This window comes from Syntrophotalea acetylenica, from assembly GCF_001888165.1.
GTDB lineage: Bacteria > Desulfobacterota > Desulfuromonadia > Desulfuromonadales > Syntrophotaleaceae > Syntrophotalea > Syntrophotalea acetylenica.
The window spans coordinates 1,868,409-1,886,257 of the sequence record NZ_CP015455.1; the positions used below are offsets into that span (position 1 = coordinate 1,868,409).

The 17,849-nt window shown below is 57.7% G+C and carries 17 protein-coding genes and 1 pseudogene; 2 read left to right on the top strand and 16 right to left on the bottom strand.

The features are described from left to right. Positions 1-5: 5 nt before the first annotated feature. From A6070_RS08640 to nadC, 9 genes and pseudogenes are all read right to left on the bottom strand, one after another. A complete protein-coding gene (locus tag A6070_RS08640; RefSeq protein ID WP_072287926.1) occupies positions 6-1,670 on the bottom strand; it encodes an AMP-binding protein in 1,665 nt (554 codons plus the stop codon). Between the two features lie 286 nt (positions 1,671-1,956). Then, positions 1,957-2,658 (bottom strand): MgtC/SapB family protein, encoded by a 702-nt coding sequence (locus A6070_RS08645; protein WP_083558836.1) that lies wholly within the window; start codon positions 2,656-2,658, stop codon positions 1,957-1,959. Positions 2,659-2,668: 10 nt separating this feature from the next. Beyond that, on the bottom strand, positions 2,669-3,166 hold the full coding sequence (locus tag A6070_RS08650) for a MogA/MoaB family molybdenum cofactor biosynthesis protein (RefSeq protein ID WP_072287927.1): 498 nt from the start codon (positions 3,164-3,166) through the stop codon (positions 2,669-2,671). Next, positions 3,163-3,624 (bottom strand): MOSC domain-containing protein, encoded by a 462-nt coding sequence (locus tag A6070_RS08655; protein WP_072287928.1) that lies wholly within the window; start codon positions 3,622-3,624, stop codon positions 3,163-3,165. Before A6070_RS08655 ends, A6070_RS08650 begins: the two co-directional genes overlap by 4 nt. A gap of 139 nt (positions 3,625-3,763) precedes the next feature. Further along, the gene (locus A6070_RS08660; protein WP_072287929.1) at positions 3,764-4,699 is read right to left on the bottom strand and encodes a hypothetical protein; all 936 of its coding nucleotides are present in this window, start codon (positions 4,697-4,699) and stop codon (positions 3,764-3,766) included. 98 nt (positions 4,700-4,797) lie between these two features. Continuing rightward, positions 4,798-6,876, bottom strand: a complete 2,079-nt coding sequence (fusA, locus tag A6070_RS08665; protein WP_072287930.1) for an elongation factor G — start codon at positions 6,874-6,876, stop codon at positions 4,798-4,800. A gap of 181 nt (positions 6,877-7,057) precedes the next feature. Then, positions 7,058-7,825, bottom strand: a complete 768-nt coding sequence (locus tag A6070_RS08670) for a type III pantothenate kinase (protein ID WP_072287931.1) — start codon at positions 7,823-7,825, stop codon at positions 7,058-7,060. Positions 7,826-7,843: 18 nt separating this feature from the next. Then, positions 7,844-8,829: pseudogene (locus tag A6070_RS16715) on the bottom strand (biotin--[acetyl-CoA-carboxylase] ligase). A 9-nt stretch (positions 8,830-8,838) separates the two neighbouring features. Beyond that, the gene (gene nadC, locus A6070_RS08680) at positions 8,839-9,663 is read right to left on the bottom strand and encodes a carboxylating nicotinate-nucleotide diphosphorylase (protein WP_072287933.1); all 825 of its coding nucleotides are present in this window, start codon (positions 9,661-9,663) and stop codon (positions 8,839-8,841) included. 192 nt (positions 9,664-9,855) lie between these two features. Here nadC and A6070_RS08685 point away from each other — a divergent pair, with 192 nt between their 5' ends. Then, positions 9,856-10,761, top strand: coding sequence for an OmpA/MotB family protein (locus A6070_RS08685; protein WP_072287934.1), 906 nt, complete (start codon positions 9,856-9,858; stop codon positions 10,759-10,761). A gap of 117 nt (positions 10,762-10,878) precedes the next feature. Here A6070_RS08685 and A6070_RS08690 read toward each other — a convergent pair whose 3' ends face one another. From A6070_RS08690 to A6070_RS08705, 4 genes are all read right to left on the bottom strand, one after another. Further along, positions 10,879-11,517 (bottom strand): hypothetical protein, encoded by a 639-nt coding sequence (locus A6070_RS08690; protein WP_072502066.1) that lies wholly within the window; start codon positions 11,515-11,517, stop codon positions 10,879-10,881. A 160-nt stretch (positions 11,518-11,677) separates the two neighbouring features. Continuing rightward, entirely contained in the window at positions 11,678-12,439 is a 762-nt protein-coding gene (locus A6070_RS08695) for a DUF364 domain-containing protein (protein WP_072285397.1), read from the bottom strand. A gap of 333 nt (positions 12,440-12,772) precedes the next feature. After that, positions 12,773-14,080: a hypothetical protein gene (locus tag A6070_RS08700; RefSeq protein ID WP_145926317.1), complete on the bottom strand. Its 1,308-nt coding sequence runs from the start codon at positions 14,078-14,080 to the stop codon at positions 12,773-12,775. Between the two features lie 91 nt (positions 14,081-14,171). Continuing rightward, the gene (locus A6070_RS08705; protein ID WP_407058535.1) at positions 14,172-14,981 is read right to left on the bottom strand and encodes a ZIP family metal transporter; all 810 of its coding nucleotides are present in this window, start codon (positions 14,979-14,981) and stop codon (positions 14,172-14,174) included. Positions 14,982-15,133: 152 nt separating this feature from the next. Here A6070_RS08705 and A6070_RS08710 point away from each other — a divergent pair, with 152 nt between their 5' ends. Further along, on the top strand, positions 15,134-15,844 hold the full coding sequence (locus A6070_RS08710) for a UDP-2,3-diacylglucosamine diphosphatase (RefSeq protein WP_072285400.1): 711 nt from the start codon (positions 15,134-15,136) through the stop codon (positions 15,842-15,844). Here A6070_RS08710 and A6070_RS08715 read toward each other — a convergent pair. The 3 genes from A6070_RS08715 to A6070_RS16095 form a co-directional block, all read right to left on the bottom strand. Continuing rightward, positions 15,832-17,199 carry a YihY/virulence factor BrkB family protein gene (locus A6070_RS08715; protein ID WP_072285401.1) on the bottom strand — a complete coding sequence of 456 codons (1,368 nt, stop codon included), beginning with the start codon at positions 17,197-17,199 and terminating at the stop codon, positions 15,832-15,834. The two genes, A6070_RS08710 and A6070_RS08715, sit on opposite strands and share 13 nt — an antisense overlap. Before the next feature lie 90 nt (positions 17,200-17,289). Further along, complete coding sequence (locus A6070_RS16340; RefSeq protein ID WP_269085273.1) at positions 17,290-17,421, bottom strand: hypothetical protein; 132 nt, start codon at positions 17,419-17,421, stop codon at positions 17,290-17,292. A gap of 179 nt (positions 17,422-17,600) precedes the next feature. Then, positions 17,601-17,825, bottom strand: a complete 225-nt coding sequence (locus A6070_RS16095) for a hypothetical protein (protein WP_083568958.1) — start codon at positions 17,823-17,825, stop codon at positions 17,601-17,603. Positions 17,826-17,849: the final 24 nt, after the last annotated feature.

The following is a 17,849-nucleotide window of genomic DNA, read 5'->3' on the forward strand; positions in this document are numbered from 1 at the left end:
CGCGCCTAGGCCGTTTCCACCGAATTGGCAGCCTCGAGGTTCAGCTCCTTGATGGCCATCTCCCGCAGCTTGAATTTCTGAATCTTGCCGCTGGCGGTCATGGGAAACTCATCAACAAATTTGACATAGCGCGGCACCTTGTAATTGGCAATGCTGCCCCGGCAGAAATCCTGGATTTCCTCTGCCGTCGCCACCGTATCTTCCTTGAGCTTGATGGCCGCCATGACCTGTTCGCCATACTTGATATCCGGCACGCCGTACACCTGAACATCGGCAACTTTCGGATGGGAATACAGAAACTCCTCGATCTCACGGGGATAAATATTTTCCCCGCCGCGGATAATCATGTTCTTGATGCGTCCCGTGATCTTGCAATAGCCATTTTCATCCATAACCGCCAGGTCGCCCGTATGCAGCCAGCCCTCGCCATCAATTACCCGCGCGGTTTCCTCAGGCATCTTGTAATAGCCCTTCATGACCAGATAACCGCGGGTGCAGAGTTCTCCCTGGCGGCCGGGAGGCAGGGTCTGGCCATTCTCGATGTCGACGATCTTGACTTCGACATCCGGCAGCGCCCGCCCGACGGTAGCAACCCGCAACTCGATGGGGTCGTCGGTGCGGGTCTGGGTGATGACCGGCGAAGACTCGGTCTGACCGTAGGCAATTGTAATTTCGGTCAGGTTCATGTCGCGAATGACGCGCTTCATGACCTCGATGGGACAGGGCGACCCGGCCATGATGCCAGAACGAAGACTGGTCAGATCGTAACGACCGAAATTGGGATGATCGAGTTCAGCGATGAACATGGTCGGCACGCCATGCACCGCCGTGCAGCGCTCGGCCTCGATGGTCCGCAAAACCACCTCCGCACTGAAGGTCTCGACCGGCACCATGGTGCTGCCATGGGTTACGCAGGCCAGCACCGCGAGGACGCAGCCGAAACAGTGAAAAAACGGCACGGGGATGCACAGCCGGTCCTTTTCGGTGAACCGCATGCATTCACCGATATTGAAACCGTTGTTGACGATATTGTGGTGCGTCAGCATCACCCCTTTGGGAAACCCCGTGGTGCCGGATGTGTACTGCATATTGATGACTTCATGCTCATCCAGGCTGGAGGCAATTGCAGCCAGCTGCGCATCCTCGATATCCCGACCGAGGGATTCCATCTCGCTCCAGCAGCGCATGCCTGGAAACTGCCGGTCCCCCAAAAACACGACATGCTTCAGAAACGGCAGCCGCTCGGAACAGAGCTGTCCCGGCCCGGCATCGCGCAGCTCCGGCACCACACTGTAGAGGGTTTCAACATAATCGGTATCCTTGAATCCCGAAACCAGAAACAAGGTGGTGGCATCCGACTGTTTCAGCACGTACTCGAGCTCCACGGACTTGTAATTGGTGTTAACCGTTACCAGGACAGCGCCAATCTTGGCGGTGGCGAACTGCAGAACAACCCACTGCGGCACATTGGTGGCCCAGATGGCGACATGGTCGCCTTTGCGAACGCCCAACGCCAGCAGGCCTTTGGCCACCCGCTCACAAAGAGCGTTGAATTCCAGATAGGAGTAGCGCAGTCCCTGATCCGCGTAAACCAGGGCATCGTTGTCCGGAAACCGGTTGGCGATGTCGTCCAGCAGTTGCCCCATGGTGAAATGCAGCCTGTTGCTCATATCGAAATACCTTCCTTCGTGCTTAAAATGCCCTGCGAAATATGCCGGGCCGGGATACACCCACGAAAATAAAACATTGTATCCATTGGGCGAGTTGAATACCACAAAGCCATGATATGGTCAAACGCTAATCCATGGCACCGACCCTCAGCGTCACCTTGCCGCCCCCCGCCGGGTAGCAACCAGCGGCCCGATAGACAATCTGGCCGAGTTCCGCGAAATAGTGGCGGTCAGGCCCGTTCGGCAGCCACCCTCCTCATGCCGCGCCGCTCTGCCAGCGACAAGATCAGCGAAAACGTACCTTGCGTACCCCTTCCAGGTTGGCAATATCCTCAACAAGCGTACTGGACCTCATGGGCCCGATGCGCACGACCACATAATCGTAACGCACCTCCCCTGCTTGCTTGTCCTTTTCCACGGCGACATCGACACGTCGCAGTCCCTGGGCATCGAGGCAGGCTTCCACCAGAGTGCCGACCGATGGATTGGCGTCGCAATATACCGTCAGGGTGGCGTAGGAATCCTTGGCCATGGATTCCTCCACGCGTTTGAGGAACATCAGGGCGCCCACGGCCATGCCGGTCACGGCCAGCGCCGGCACATACAATCCCGTGCCCACGGCCATGCCTATCCCCGCAGCAACCCATAAGCAAGCCGCGGTGGTCAAGCCGCGAATCGCCGACCCGTCCTTGATAATGGCACCGGCACCGAGAAAACCGATGCCGGTCACGATCTGGGCCGCGATCCGGCCCGGATCGATGCGCATAGCCGCACCGCTGGTGAGTCCGTGATACTTCACGAAAAAAAATTCCGAGACCAGCATCATCAGGCAGGCCCCAAGGGCAACCAGCAGATGGGTGCGGAATCCGGCCGGACGGCCGTGAATTTCCCGCTCGAAACCGAGCATGCCCCCGAGCAGTGCCGCGAGCAGCAAACGGCCCATAAGGGAAAAATCGTAGTTCAGAAGTCCGGGATCGATGGTATTCATGCCGGTTTTTTCATCGCGCGCAGTCGGTGGGGTCGCCTTTGAGCTTCTTCAATCCATGCGTCAGCGCCGGAAGCACCACTTCCAGGTTTTCACGCACGCCTTTGGGGCTTCCGGGCAGATTGATAATTATGGACTGGCGGCGCACACCCGCACGAGCGCGGGACAGCATGGCGTGCGGCGTCTTTTTCATGCTCGCCGCACGCATGGCTTCGGCCATCCCGGGAATTTCCCAATCAAGAACTCGGGCGGTAGCCTCCGGGGTGACATCCCGGGGGCTGAGGCCGGTGCCGCCGGTGGTCAAAACAAGATCCACGCCGTCACGATCCACCCAGTCGACAAGGGTTTCCACGATTGTCTCCAGATCGTCGGGGATCACCCGGTAATGGGTAACTTCACCCACTGCAGCGATCATCTCGCGAATCACCTCTCCGCTGAGGTCCTCCCGCTCTCCCCGCGCCCCCTTGTCGGACAGGGTCAGAATGCCTATGGTAAAGGAGTATTCGGTCATGCAGGGTCCTTTCTGTCAACGGGCGGCAGAACCAGGATATCGTCCCCGGTTTTGACCGGGCCGCCCCTGAGTACCACGGCAAAGATGCCCTCCCTGGGCATGACGCAATCGCCGGCCTGATAATAGATGGCACAACGGGTGTGACACACCTTGCCGATCTGTGAAACCTCGAGCAGCACCTCCGCACCAACCTGCAGGCGCGTACCGATGGGCAGGGAAAACAGTTCCAACCCCTCGGTGGTGAGATTTTCCGCAAAATCCCCGGGATGGACGTCAAGCCCTTTGGCCTGCATGGAGGCAATGCTTTCCATCGCCAGAAGGCTGACCTGGCGATGCCAGTCGCCGCCGTGACCGTCGCCCTCCAGCCCGAAGCCTTCAATAAGGGTTCCGTGTCCCACATTTTTCTTGCGCGCGCCTTTTTCCGGACTGACGCACACAGCTACAATCCTTCCTCTCATAAAGCCCTTCTCCTTGAAGACTACGGCCCACGGACGGCACCAATTCCATAGGTGGCGGGGCCTTGCGCGGGCGTTGTTCACGTCAGTTTGAAAAACACTGCCATCCTCCGGCAAAAACCGAAGAGGTCATCCACCCGAATCAGCCCTGCCGGTTTTTGCTCATCAGCATGCGCCGGGCATTGTTTGCAATCACGGGAGAAACCTCACGGCTTTTCACCAGGTTTTTGAGATCTTTTTCCGTCAGGGCCCCCATGAAACGCAGGGCATTGCCCATCGGCGTGCGTGGATGCATGATCAGGGCCAGCTTGATGGCATAATTTTTCGTCCATTCCCGATTCAGCAGGATAAGACGGATCAGCTCTTCGCTGCTCGACTTGTTGCGAGCTATGGCATTGACCTCACCTTCGGTAATCCGCGGATTTTTCAGAACCGCCGCCGACACCAGCCTGTTGGAATCATTGACCAGCAACCCGCGCCATTCCTTGTCTCCGGTCAGGGCGGCCTTGATCTTGTCCGCGACGCCCATCTCCAGGGACATCTGATATTTGGAAAGATGCTCGGTGGCCTTCTGCGTTTCTTCCTCACCTGACTCCGTCTCAGCCCCGTCATGGTGTTCTTTGTCGGCCGTTTCCGATGCCTCGGATGGCGACGCACAGGCGTTGCCCTGCGTTGCCATGGAGCGCCGCGAGGCCAAGGACTCAAGAGGCCCGCGCAGATTCTCCGGCAGGTTGGGGTTGGTCAGCAGCAACGGTTCCAAGGCATGCCGGGCCGCGTAGCGCCTGGCCAGAAAACCGACCAGAAGCGGAGGCAGGGTGGCGTCTGCCGCCAATTCGCGCAGGCTCTGCACCGGAAATTTTTCCAAAGCCTGGCGTACCTCGCCGGCCAGGATCTGCGGTTGTTTCTGTTCAAAATAAATCAACAGGGTCAAGCGTTCGCTATCGGTCAGATCAAGCTGCCCCCGGATTGCCTGCAACTGTGCATCGGTGCCGCCCTGACCGTCTGCGATGCGGGCGACGCGGGACGAAACTTTAAGACGCAGACGCGGTGCGGTTTTTTGTGCTGTGACTTCGTTCATAAGCCTTGTGGAACAACCAGCGGAAAGGCAAGGCCGCCGGCGGGTGGCGCACGCCGGCGGCCTTAATCGCGGTTTTGGCAATAAAATAAGGTTAGCGGTTACACTTCGCGCTTCAATTCGGCCAGCAGCTTGCCGGTCAGATGGCCGGGAACTTCCTCGTAATGGGAGAACTCCATGGTGAACATCCCCCTGTCCGAAGTCATGGAACGTAGTTCCGGCGAATATTTCAGTACTTCGGCCAGCGGCACCATGACGTTGATCTGCTGGATCCCCCCTTTGGGATCCATGCCCAGAACCTTGCCGCGCCGCGAGTTCATGTCGCCGATCACATCCCCGACACATTCATCGGGCACGGAGATTTCCATCTTCATAATCGGTTCAAGCAACACCGGAGAAGCCATCTCGGCCCCTTTTTTAAATCCCATGGATCCGGCGATCTTGAAGGCCATTTCCGATGAATCCACGGTATGAAAGGAACCGTCGAAAAGCGTCGCCTTGAAATCCACGGTCGGAAATCCGGCCAGCACGCCGCTTCGCGCAGCTTCGGCAATACCTTTTTCCACCGCCGGGATGTACTGGCGCGGAACGGCGCCACCGACGATCTTGTCTTCGAACTGGAATCCCTCTCCGCGCCCCAACGGACTGAATTCAAGCCAGACATCGGCGTACTGACCCCGGCCCCCGGACTGCTTTTTGTATTTGCTCTGAAGTTTGGCGCTGCCGCGCAGGGTCTCGCGATAGGGTACCTTGGGTTCCCTGAGATCGACCTCGACGTTGAATTTGCGCTTGAGTTTTTCCACCGTGACTTCGACATGAATCTGGCCCATGCCTGACAGGATCAGTTCATGGGTTTCCTCGTCCCGCAACAGTTGCAGAGTCGGATCTTCCTCGACAAGGCGTTGCAGAGCGGAATGAATCTTGTCCTCGTCGTTCTTGCTGTGTGCCTCAAGAGCGAAGGAAATCACCGGCTTGAGGGGGGCGGGAAAATCCAGCCGGATCGGATGGGAGCCATCGCACAGGGTATCGCCGGTCACGGTTTCCTTGAGTTTGGCCACCGCCACGAACTCGCCCGGCATGGCCTGATCCACGGCGATCTGTTTTTTGCCGACCATCTTGAAAAGCTGCCCGATGCGTTCGGCGCAATCGCGGGCGGCATTGAAGATGGTCGAATCGGATTTCAGAACTCCGGAATAAACCCGCATCAGATTAAGTTTCCCGGTATACGGATCGCTGATGGTTTTGAATACCAGCGCCGAAAACGGTGCATCGGATGCATTTGGTCGCTCATCCATCTCCTCCGATTTCGGATCGACACCAATGGCGGCAGGCCGATCCGCCGGCGATGGCAGGCACATGGTCACGGCGTCGAGCAGCAGGCCGACACCGCGATTGGCCGGCCCGCTGCCGCACATCACCGGCACAATGTCACCGGCCAGAGTAGCGGCGCGCAACCCGATCCGGATCTCTTCCTCGCCGAGATCATCCTCTTCGAGGTATTTTTCCATAAGCACTTCATCGGTCTCAGCGGCGGCCTCCACCAGGGCAATGCGCTGGATCTGCGCCTCTTCCCGCAATTCCTCCGGAATATCGGCTTCCTCCATACGTCCGCTCGTGTCGTCCGCGAAAAAGTAGGCTTTCATCGCAACCAGATCGATCACCCCGCGAAAATCGCTCTCTGCCCCGATGGGCAGCACCAGCGGGACCGCGCGGATCGACAGGGCTTCGGCCATGGATGCCACGGCATTGCTGAAATTGGCTCGTTCCCGATCCATTTTGCTGACAAAAGCGACGGCCGGAAGGTGCCGCTGGCGGCCCCATTCCCAGATTTTCTGCGTCTGGGATTTGACCCCGGAAATGGCCGAAGCCAGCAATACCAGACCGTCCACGACACGCAGGCAGTTGCGGGTATCGTGAAGGAAATTGGCGTACCCCGGAGTATCGAGAATATTCAGTTCATGTTCTTTCCACGAGAGACAACAGGAACCGGCGTCTATGGAACTGGTCCGCTTGACCTCCTCCGGTTGATGGTCCAGCAACGAACTGCCGTCATCGACCCGCCCCAGCCGATCCGTGACCCCGCTGCAGAACAGCATAGCCTCGACCAGGGAGGTCTTACCCGCCCCGCCGTGTGCAACAACTCCAAAATTCCTCAACCTAGCCGTGTCGTACTTTCCCATGGTCTCTCCCTTCATTTTCCCCGCCGGGGGAACGCGCGTGAGAATCACATCTACAGGAAACAACGAACGCTGCGATAAAAACATCGCGGCTTATGACATCGTCCCGGCAGCCACTGCCGGATTATGCATGAGGAACACTGTCTTTTATGCCCTGTCCGCCGGACAGGTTCAACGGGCATCATTACCCCTTGTTGCGCAGATAAAGAATTCTCAAACCTTCCAGGGTCAGATCGGGGTCCACCTCGTCTATGGTTTGGGTTTCGTTGGCCATAAGAACGGCCAGACCTCCGGTGGCAACGACCAGAGGATCATCGCGGGTTTCCTTTTTCATGCGGCCGACAATGCCGTCGACCAGGCCGACATAGCCGTAAAACAGTCCGGACTGGATGCTGTTGACGGTGTTTTTTGCCACCACGGCGGGTGGTCTGGCGACTTCCACCCGTGGCAGTTTGCTGGCTTTTTCGAACAGGGCATCGGCGCTGATTTTAAGCCCCGGGGCAATGGCGCCGCCTTGATACTGCCCCTTGGCGGTCACATAATCGAAGGTGGTGGCCGTGCCAAAATCGACCACGATCAAACTGCGCTGCCAGCGGGCAAAAGCCGCCACGGCATTCACGATGCGATCGGCCCCCACCTCGCGGGGGTTATCGTAAAGGATCGGCATCCCCGTCTTGATGCCGGGACCGACCACATAAGGAAGCCGACCTATATATTTGAGACACAGCGTTTCTATAGCGTGCTGCGTCGGCGGAACGACACTGGACACCATGACGTCCCCGATGCGGTCGAAGCTCACATTGGCCAGGCGCAGCAGTTCGTGCAACAGCAAGGCGTATTCATCACCGGTACGCCCCTTGTCGGTGGTAATCCGCCAGTTGTGAGCCAGGGTCTGTCCGTCATACAGGCCGACCACGGTATTGGTGTTGCCGACATCGATAACCAGAAGCATGTTTCTATCCGAGTCCTTCTATTTCAGGGGGCGCACATCCCCGGCCAGAACACGTTCCCGGGAACCATCGCCCAGCACCAGCAGCAGTGCGCCGTCATCGTCGAGCCCCGCAACCGTGCCAACCACACGGCGATCATGGTAATCGACCTCCACGGCACGTCCGATCAGATCGAAATAAGACATCCAGGCTTCCAGCACCGGGACAAACCCCTGCGTCAGATAAAGTTCGTAAAGAACATCGAGGTGGCGCAACAGACAGCGTGTGAAATCGATGCGGGACACACTTCTGCCGGTTGCCAGCAACATGGAGGTTGCAGGATAACGCAAGTCTTCGGGGAACTGGTCGGCCGTCATATTGAGATTGACGCCAATCCCCAACACCAGATAGTGGATACGCTCGGTTTCGGCATCGAGTTCGTTGAGCAAACCGGCGATTTTTCGACCTGCCACCAACACATCGTTGGGCCATTTGACCGAAACCGGAAGCGAAGCCGTTTCGGCAACGGTTCTGGCGACAGCGGCAGCGGACAAAAATGTCAGCTGGCTGGCATGCCGCGGCGCCACGGGGGGCGTACCAGCACTGAAGCATAGAGATTGACCCCTGCCGGAGAAGACCACCTGCGACCCAGGCGCCCCTTGCCTGCCGTCTGGCTGTCGGCCAGTACCACCGTTCCCTCCGGAGCGCCCGACTTTCCAAGTTCGTGGGCCCGCAGGTTGGTCGAATCGGTTTGCGCAAAGTATATCACCTGGCGGCCAATATGCCGGGTCCCCAGTGCATTCGACACCTCGGCGGGCAACAGCAGATCGGGACTGCCCTGCAGGCGATACCCTTTGGAGGGCACCGCCTCGATGGCATAACCGAGAAGCCTGAGCTGTTCGATTTTTTTCCAGACCGCTGTGCGCGATACCCCGAGCGTGCGACTGATTCGGGCGCCGGAAACAAATCCGTCACCCGCGACGCGAAACAGTTCGAGAATGGTGCTGCGCGCATTCTGCACGGTCATGACAACCCGCTATTGAAAAAGCATGGAAATGTCGACCGCCGGACTCGAATGGGTCAAGGCGCCAACGGAAACAAAATCAATGCCGGTTTCAGCGATCCCGCGCACCGTTTCGAGGGTAACGCCACCCGAAGCCTCGGTAATGGCGCGGCCATCGATAAGCGCCACCGCCTGCCGCAAGGTATCGAGGTCCATGTTGTCCAGCATGATAACATCGGCGTTCGCCGCCAGGGCCTCCTCCACCTCGACCAGGTTACGCGTTTCAACTTCGATGCGCAGGGTATGGGGGGCAATCTCCCGCGCCCGGGCCACGGCCACGGCGATGCCGCCGGCCGCCGCAACATGGTTTTCCTTGATCAGCACCCCGTCATAAAGGGAAGTGCGGTGGTTGCGGCCGCCACCGGCGCGAACCGCGTATTTTTCCAGCACGCGCAACCCCGGAGTGGTTTTACGGGTATCGACCACCGCCGTACCGGTGCCTTCCAGTTCCTTCACGAATGCCGCCGCGTGGGTGGCGATAGCGCTCATGCGCTGCAGCAGGTTGAGCGCCACACGCTCACCCTGCAACAGAACGGCGGCATCGCCCCTGATCCAGGCCAGCACGTCACCACGCTGAACCCGTTGGCCGTCTTCGCGCAGTTTTTCAAAAGCGACCGAAGGATCCAGTTGCCCGAAAACCTGTCGGGCCACATCGATACCGGCCAGAACAAAATCCTGCTTTGCGACCAGTTCGGCGCGGGCCATGGTGCCCGGCGCAATGGTTGCCTGGGTGGTTATGTCGCCCAGTCCGATATCTTCCTGCAGGGCGGTCCGGATAATGCGCTCGATTTCGAACATGCATATGCTCCACGCGAGAGTTTAAAACATTTTTACATCAGTAACATCAGCCTTTTATATAGCATGGTCCAAGAAGACCCCGCAACCAATAAAGCCTCATTTGGTCTTTACAAACACTTACCTTTTCGCTAGTGTCCATCCGGAAATGGCCCTTTTGCCAGCTGTCAATTGCCACACTGAAAGGAAAAAGACGTGCACAAGCCCTTTCTGTCCATTGCAGCCATTCCGGTGCTGGTTTTTCTTGCGTCCGGATGCATCAGCCGCTCCGAGTTTCAACGCAAAACGGACGAAGCGCAGCATTTCGCGGCCCTGAGCCAGAGCCTTGAGCAGGATTATGCCAAACTGCTGGAACAGCAGAAACAAACGGCACTGCGTTACGATGAGATGGCAGGTCAGCTGGAGGATGCCCGCAGCGCCCTGACCGCCTTGCGCAACGAGAAACTGCGCGCCAAGGCCGACATCGAACGACTGGAGGGAATCCTTGCCGAAAGAGGCCATGAAACCGGAAAAGCCATGACCGAACTGCGACAGGCCGTTGACCGTCTGGAAGAGGAAAAACGCGCCATCACAGAGCAGTTGCAGCAGGAAAAGCTGGCCCGTCAGGCACGCATCGCGGAACTTAAAACAACCTACGATGCGTTGGTGGGAAAACTGGAAAACGAAATCAGACGCGGTGAAATCACAATCACCGACTTGCAGGGACGCTTGACTGTGAACCTGGTGGAAAGGATTCTCTTCGACTCCGGCCAGGCCGAAATCAAACCCGCCGGCCTTGGCGTCCTCAGACGTGTCGGCAGCGTACTCAAACAGGCTGCCGGCAAAACCATTCGTGTCGAGGGACATACCGACAACGTCCCCATCAGTCCACGACTGAAAAAAATCTACCCGTCCAACTGGGAATTGTCCACCGCTCGCGCCGCGAGCGTCGTGCATTTTCTGCAGGAAAGCCTGGGCATTGCCGGCGAACGGCTGGCCGTCTGCGGCTTTGGACCCTATCAGCCTGCAGCGAGCAACGCCACCGCCCAGGGCAGGGCTCAGAACCGCCGCATCCGCATCATTCTGACAACTGTGGATGAAAACCCGGGAAAAACGCCCTGATCCCTGCTTTCCACGGACGCTGTGCCAGAAACACCTTACACAACGCAAAAGGCCGGACATGCCCTGTCCGGCCTTTTGCGTTGCAGCAAAAAAAACCCGCGGCGCCACGTGTTCCGCTCAACCCGCCTGATGGGAAATTTCGCGAAGCAGTCTGGCAACGGAAATTTCGTGCTGGGCCATGACTTTCAGACAATCCAGAATACCGAGGTACAGCGGGGCGGCGTGCGGAGTACAGAGACCTTCGATAAGGCGCGCCTCGTGATCGGTGGCAAACTCCATACAGAGGTTGGACAAATGGGGCCCCTTATCGTCGATGATATAGGTTTTAAGAATGTCGTTATCGGTTTTGAGAATATCAGCCAGGGTGCGGATAATGTCGAGATGCCGCTGGAAAAGCTCATTCACCTGGCTACAGGCCTTGGGTGAAAAAGGTATGCCGTCGCCGATCTGCCGCCGCAGGGGATGGGTAAGTTCGCTCAGGGCCTCGGTGACAATTTGCAAATGGGACAACACACTGTGCAGTTTAAGGACTCGCACATGAGCTTCACCCGAAAGGCCACTGAGCTGATTCTCTATCCGTTCGGTGGCCAGGGAAAATTCTTCCTCGATGATCCCTTTCTGGTGCTCCATTTCATCCAGCATCTGGCGGCACTGATGATTGAATGCGCTGCGCGCCATCTCGACCATAATGGAAAGGTTGTCGACAACCGCTCCAAACAGGTCCGACTGGTTTCCGACGGGTTCGGTAAATCCCATATCATCCCTCGCCTTGTCGCCTGGGTTATGGTTGATTTCGATTCAATAATACCAGACCCCGATGACATGCTCCAGAAGATTCTGACACCGGCACACCGGACAGGATTCGCCGAGAACACTGTGAAATTTCAGGGAGCAGGATGGCCAAATCCGGCAACCGTCAGTTCCCACGGTTCAGCGTCACGGTTTCAAAAGCCACATGGGGTTTGAACAAACGCGTCCCGCCCCCTTCGGAGACAACCCGGAACACACCGTCGCAATCGAGCACCCGGGCTCCGGAAATCTGGGTGACAGGCGTGTCGGCGAAAATCTCCGGACACAAGGGTGCCGACGGACCCAGCAGCAGCACACCACGCGGATCACCGAGGCTGCTCAGCAGATCATCAAGGGTGCCGGTAATCAGGCTGGTACCGGTCAGAATGGCAATATCACACGCCTTGAGGGCTTTTTTACCCTGCTCCGGCGAAATAACGCCAGGGCGGCTCGAATCAAGTTCGATAATGTCCAGATGGCAGCCGACCTTGCCCAAATCACTGACCACCGGACCAAAATATCCGACCATGGCAACCCGGCTATCCGCCGTGATACCGAGCGGTGACAAGGCGTTGACGGTGGTCGCGCCGGGACATGGATGAGCGGCGAGCGCCGCATTGGCGGTGGCCAGTCCCAAGGCACGCAGCAAGGGACGTGCTTCCGTCAGCCCTGCCAGTAATTCCATGGCGGGTTTTTCGCAAAGGGTTCCGGCATTGTGCAGATGAGTACATTCTCCGCCCATACTCTTCGGAGTCCAGGCCAGACCCGCCTGCCCGTTGTCGAGTTTAACCGCCGTATAACCCAGGCCAATGCGAACCTCGGCAATCTTGACTCCGGCGACCCTGTCAGCGATGAAATCCTGCAGCTTTCCCTGCATAACCAAGGACATGAAACTTCTCCTTAAATTAAGGTTCATCTAGATGTTTGTCGCACCCTTATAGCACAACTGTTTTTGATCTGCACCTGTTTTCCCCCCAGCGGCAACTGCGCCTGCCTTCGCCGAATAAAAAAGTGCCGCTGTATCAAATGGCGCATGTGCTCCATCTCCATACAACGGCCAGGTTGGGTAAGGTGCAACAAGGAGGCCCTGAAACTTTTTTGGTGGCGACCGGCTCCGGTAACCGAAGCTTGCCTTCAATCATGGCTTATCCGCTGTATAGCACCGTCTATAGCGAAGACTGTCATAGATATCTGAAAGTTGCAACCCCTTTTTAATAAAATATTAAAACTCCTTGGACCATGCCAGACTCATGGAAGAACCACCATACCCGCTTGTTATCCCGTCTTCCCGCAACAACCCGAAATTGTGATTGAACCCCAACTCGAGCTGCGAGTTCCAGGGAGCACCGCAGGTCACCGCAACATTAACCGCAGGCAGCATATCCGATTCCCAGTCCAGACTGCCATGTCGGATACGCGGTCGATCGATCCACGCCAACTGCCCGCGCAGATGCAGATAGCAGAAAAACAGCAGTTCGCTCCGGTATTCCAGATTGGCGATGGCATAACCGCGGCTGTAAAATTCATCGAACATGGCACCCAGCAGGTTAGGCCTGGAAAGCGCCTCCCATTCGCCGCCGCCAGGTTCGCCGCCAAGCCGAAAGGCGCTGAAGCGGTCCAGATCCTCGCCCATGCCGGCGAAAACCGAAGCCACCAGGCGGTGACGCTCACTGCTGGTCCAGGGCAAAGGCAGGGCGGCGAGCGCGTGAAACCGCCCCGCAATCCAGGTGTCATGATCCGCCCCGCTCTGCCAAGCGGAAAACCGCCCGCCTCCCCAATCGTCCCAGCGGGCACGGTGGCCGTAAAAACCATCGACTCCGGCGGCCCACCCGGCATGAGGCAGTTCCATGACATTGCGTTCCAATGCATCGGCGCGCAGTCGAAAATGCACCCTGCCCTCATAGGTATCCCGGGGCTGACGGAAATCTCCCGCCGTATCGCCGCCGTCGCTGAACCACAAAAACCCCGGCTCGTAGGTCAGCGCGACCTCCAGGGCATTGTCCTGATGTCCGGGAGCCAGCGGGGTCCGCCAGCCAAACCCGAAACCGAAATGCAGGCGATGCCATTCCAGTTCTTCCTGATCGATTCGACGCCCCTCGACAAACTCCTGGCGCGCCATGGGAACGGTCATGCTGTCCAGCGTCACGACCAGTTCAGTCTTGCCGAGTCGGTCGGGACTCAGATGATATCGCACTTCATTGTAAAATCCCGCCAGCACCGCGCGCAACCTCTGGCGACCACCGTCCTTGTTCCGCCACAAAAACAGCGCACCGAAGGGCAAAACCTCATAATCACTCGGCGCATCTTCGACCCATTGCACACCAAGGTTGAGAGCCGTAACGTTGCAGCGATCGCGGGGCGGTACCGTCACCGCCTCGCCAAGCACCACCGTCGAAAAACCGTCCCCCGCCCTCGGTGTACGATAACCATCCGCCAGAACAACTGAAACACTCATCACCACTACGAGCAGGGCGCCTGATAATCGCCCCACCCCGAACCGGACCCATGCCGGCGATGTGTTACCCAACAAGTTATTTTCCCTCCCGATTCATATTCATGCTCCATCCATGCAATAAATCCTTGTCCGGCGACACATTCCGCCGCTACGTTAACCGATTGGCCTAGCCCAATCCGACATCCAGGGTCATCATGGCCACAAACCCCAACATGGCGCACAAGGTAGCGAAGTCGCCAAAATCGCCCTGCTGCGTCTCGGGCACCACCTCCTCGATCACCACGAAAATCATGGCACCGGCGGCAAAAGCAAGCGCATAAGGCAATATGGGGCGCGCATGCAGAACGGCAGCAGCGCCGATCACCCCGGCGACAACCTCAACGAAACCGGAGAGCTGACCATACCAAAAACTTTTCCTTCGCGACAAACCATCCCTTCGCAGAGGCATGGACACGGCCACCCCTTCGGGGAAATTCTGCAGGCCTATCCCCAGGGCCAGTGCGATGGCAGCCGCAAGACCGGTCGCCTCGAGCCCGGCACCGGCGGCGCCAAAAGCGACCCCGACCGCCAAACCTTCCGGTATGTTATGTAACGTTACGGCCAATACAAACAAGGTACTGCGTGGCCAATGGGTTTTGATCCCCTCGGCCCGACTGCGCGGCAAGTCTCTGTGAAGATGGGGCAAGAGCAAATCGAGTCCGCGCAAAAACAATCCGCCAAGCAGAAAACCTATAGCGGGAGGCAGCCAGGATGGCAGCGCCTGGCCTTGAGACAATTCAATGGCCGGCGCCAGCAAGGACCAGTAACTGGCGGCAATCATGACCCCGCCCGCAAATCCGAGCATCCCGTCGAGGGTCTTGCGGCTGGGCTGGCGGGAAAGAAAAACCGCAGCAGCCCCCAGGGATGTGACGCCCCAGGTAAAACATGTCGCGAGCAAGGCTTGTACCACAGGGTGCATATTGCCAAACAGGTTCAGCATCCGTCCCTCCCCAATTGCGATTGTTGTGCGACTTGACTTTCACGAGTGCGGATTTTATAGTTGCTTCCCATTCGGAAACTCCGAATGGAAGCCGTATTGCCCCCTGACATTCCCCCTCTGCCGATTCCTGCTTGGGAAGCCAAGATACGATGAAAGACCTTTTCCTGGCCGACACGCATCTGGTCGATCCGCGCGATGAACGCTACAGCCGCCTGCTGACGTTTCTCGACGAAAACCGCGGGCAGTTGCGCAGTCTGGTGATGCTTGGCGACATCTTTGATTTCTGGATCGGCTATCGCCACTGCGTTTTTTCCGCTTACATCCCCTTGCTCGAAAGCCTGCGTCGCCTGTCCGAGGCGGGCACTGAACTTGTTTTCGTCGAAGGCAACCACGACTTTCATCTTGGCCCCTACTTTCGCGACACGCTCGGCTGCCGCATCCTGCCTGATGGAGGCTGCCTGGAGCGCGATGGACGCAAGATCTTCATCGCGCATGGTGACCTGATCAATCCGCGGGACCAAGGGTATCGGCTGTTGCGTCGTTTCCTGCGCCACAACTGGACCCGCCATCTGATGATGATGATCCCCCCCGATTCGGCGTGGCGCATCGCCCGCTGGGCCAGCGCCAAAAGCGCCCGCAAAAACGGCGGCCGCGACCGCCACCGCCTGCCCCGCGAGGACTTGTTGGCTTTTGCGCGGAGCCGGTTTTCCGAAGGGTACGACACCGTCATTACCGGCCATTTCCATGTTCCCCTGATGCATCGGGAGAAGCGGCACACCCTGATCGCCCTGGGAGACTGGAGCACAAAGCCATCCTACGCCATTCTGGAAAACGGCGATTTCACTCTCTATTCCTGCTGAACATTCGTCGTCCTGGAAGCGGCAGCCTGTTTTTCCCGAACAAGATCGCGATAGTTCAGATTTCCCAGTGCCACATTTTCCGCCTTTCGAAGGGTTTCTTCCAGTTCGCGGATGATTTCCCGGCCCGGCATGCGAAAATTGCGCGGCTGGGTCGCCCCGTCTTCACGCAGCATTCGGAGCACACCCCGAATAACCATCGTTTCGGGTGCCCTCCCGGGATGGTAGACGAAATCGTCCTCGGGAGGATTTTCCACCCTGGCGAGCAGCCCGATCCTGACCAGGTCATTGAGCACAGCGCGCACCAACCGCGGCGGCAATTTGAGATCCTCGCAGAAGCGTGCATGGGACCACGCAGAGCCGTCGTCCTGGAAAGATTCGCAACAGAGCAGCAAAATTGTAAGCGCGACGCGCTCCCGGCTGGCAAAACTTACCCTCTCCTCGCCGTATTTTTCCCGAAGGATGGTCACATTCTGCGTCGCGTAGGTCATCTCCAGCCCCAGCAGAACAATCATCCATGAAACATACAGCCACACAATCAAAATAGGCAGGGCCGCCATGGTTCCGTAGATGGCATTATAGCGCGAAACACCGATCTGAAAATTGACATAGGCCCATTGCGCCAACTGCCAGAGAGTCCCTCCGAAAACGCCGCCAACCAGTGCCGGCCCCAGACGAACCCGCGTATTGGGCATAAACAGGTACATGAAGGTAAAAGCCGCCCAGACCGCCAGGTAAGGAAGAATATTGAATGCCAGCAGCAAAGCCTCTCCGACCACCGCTGTCTCCAGCAACCGCTGCACCAATGCCTGGCTACGCAGGCTGGTTGTCAGGGACAGGGCCGCGACAATCAGCAGCGGACTTAGCAGTACGACGGAAAAATAGTCCGCAAAACGGCGAGCCAAAGAGCGGGTTTCCGCCACACCCCAGATGTGGTTGAAGCTTTTTTCGATATTCGACAAAAGGGTCAGAACGGTTGCCATCAGAATCACTAGCCCGACAGTACCCAGACGCCGGAAATTTGTATTTTCAATATAAGAAAGGATTTCCGCGATCACTTCCTCGGAGCCATGCGTAAACAGTTTGAAGAGAAACGGCTCCAGCAGGTTCTGCCCGCCAAAGCCCTTGATCAGGGAAAACATCAGAGCCAGCAAAGGGACGATGGACAGCATCGTCGCGTAAGTCAGCGCCGACGCCCGCAACATGCAGCCATCCGAGAAGAAGCCACGCGCGACAATAGCGGCAACCTGCAGCTGACGCAGGAAAAACAGTCGCCAATGGGTCAGGCCGCGGGGGTCGAAATGCCACAGATCATGCAGCAGGAAGACACGCAGTTTTTCCCGTAACCGATTTGCCACCTGAGTCTCCTTCCAAAATACCCTTCTCGACCGAACGCACCAATTCACAATATCTTAAACAATAAAAAAGCATGTAAAATAAGTATGATATCACGTTACATCTAGAATCATTCGAGCTATGGTCAGGCGTTGCCACCGATCCACCCGAACATCATCGGCCTGTTTGAGAAAAACGGCATTAACCGCCGCCAGAGCGGCATTGAGCCGGTCGATATCGATCATTCTGTCACCGGACAGAGTATCGAGATTTTGGCAATTTTGCGGGCAGAAATCGACCATCGCCTGCCCGTTGATACGTGAGAGAACAGGTAACCCGTGGGTGCGACAAATGATGGGACGCGCATGGTAAATCAGGCAGGCATGATTCTCAAGCAGCGGGCATGGACCATCGGGTTCTGCATTCAGGGCACGCAGTCGCAGCGTCTCTTGCTGGGGGCGGGTAACGCCGCGACAGCCCCGGCCATCGCTTCGGCCTCCACCGGGAACAGGCTCAGATGCCGGCAGCAAAGGTCGCAGCCTTTATGGCAGACCAGGTGCCCTTTTAGTCGCGCGGTTATAGCAGCGCACAATTGATCCACACGAGTCAGCAGATCATGATAATTTTGCAGATTTTTGGTTTCTGGCATCCGTCGAATCGCTCCGCTGTTGCG

What these genes read in the sequence shown, in the direction of transcription:
- A6070_RS08640 (WP_072287926.1), bottom strand. Translation starts at nt 1,670, where the DNA reads ATGAGCAACAGGCTGCATTTCACCATGGGGCAACTGCTGGACGACATC.
- A6070_RS08645 (WP_083558836.1), bottom strand. Translation starts at nt 2,658, where the DNA reads ATGAATACCATCGATCCCGGACTTCTGAACTACGATTTTTCCCTTATG.
- A6070_RS08650 (WP_072287927.1), bottom strand. Translation starts at nt 3,166, where the DNA reads ATGACCGAATACTCCTTTACCATAGGCATTCTGACCCTGTCCGACAAG.
- A6070_RS08655 (WP_072287928.1), bottom strand. Translation starts at nt 3,624, where the DNA reads ATGAGAGGAAGGATTGTAGCTGTGTGCGTCAGTCCGGAAAAAGGCGCG.
- A6070_RS08660 (WP_072287929.1), bottom strand. Translation starts at nt 4,699, where the DNA reads ATGAACGAAGTCACAGCACAAAAAACCGCACCGCGTCTGCGTCTTAAA.
- fusA (WP_072287930.1), bottom strand. Translation starts at nt 6,876, where the DNA reads ATGGGAAAGTACGACACGGCTAGGTTGAGGAATTTTGGAGTTGTTGCA.
- A6070_RS08670 (WP_072287931.1), bottom strand. Translation starts at nt 7,825, where the DNA reads ATGCTTCTGGTTATCGATGTCGGCAACACCAATACCGTGGTCGGCCTG.
- nadC (WP_072287933.1), bottom strand. Translation starts at nt 9,663, where the DNA reads ATGTTCGAAATCGAGCGCATTATCCGGACCGCCCTGCAGGAAGATATC.
- A6070_RS08690 (WP_072502066.1), bottom strand. Translation starts at nt 11,517, where the DNA reads ATGGGATTTACCGAACCCGTCGGAAACCAGTCGGACCTGTTTGGAGCG.
- A6070_RS08695 (WP_072285397.1), bottom strand. Translation starts at nt 12,439, where the DNA reads ATGTCCTTGGTTATGCAGGGAAAGCTGCAGGATTTCATCGCTGACAGG.
- A6070_RS08710 (WP_072285400.1), top strand. Translation starts at nt 15,134, where the DNA reads ATGAAAGACCTTTTCCTGGCCGACACGCATCTGGTCGATCCGCGCGAT.
- A6070_RS16340 (WP_269085273.1), bottom strand. Translation starts at nt 17,421, where the DNA reads ATGATCGATATCGACCGGCTCAATGCCGCTCTGGCGGCGGTTAATGCC.
- A6070_RS16095 (WP_083568958.1), bottom strand. Translation starts at nt 17,825, where the DNA reads ATGCCAGAAACCAAAAATCTGCAAAATTATCATGATCTGCTGACTCGT.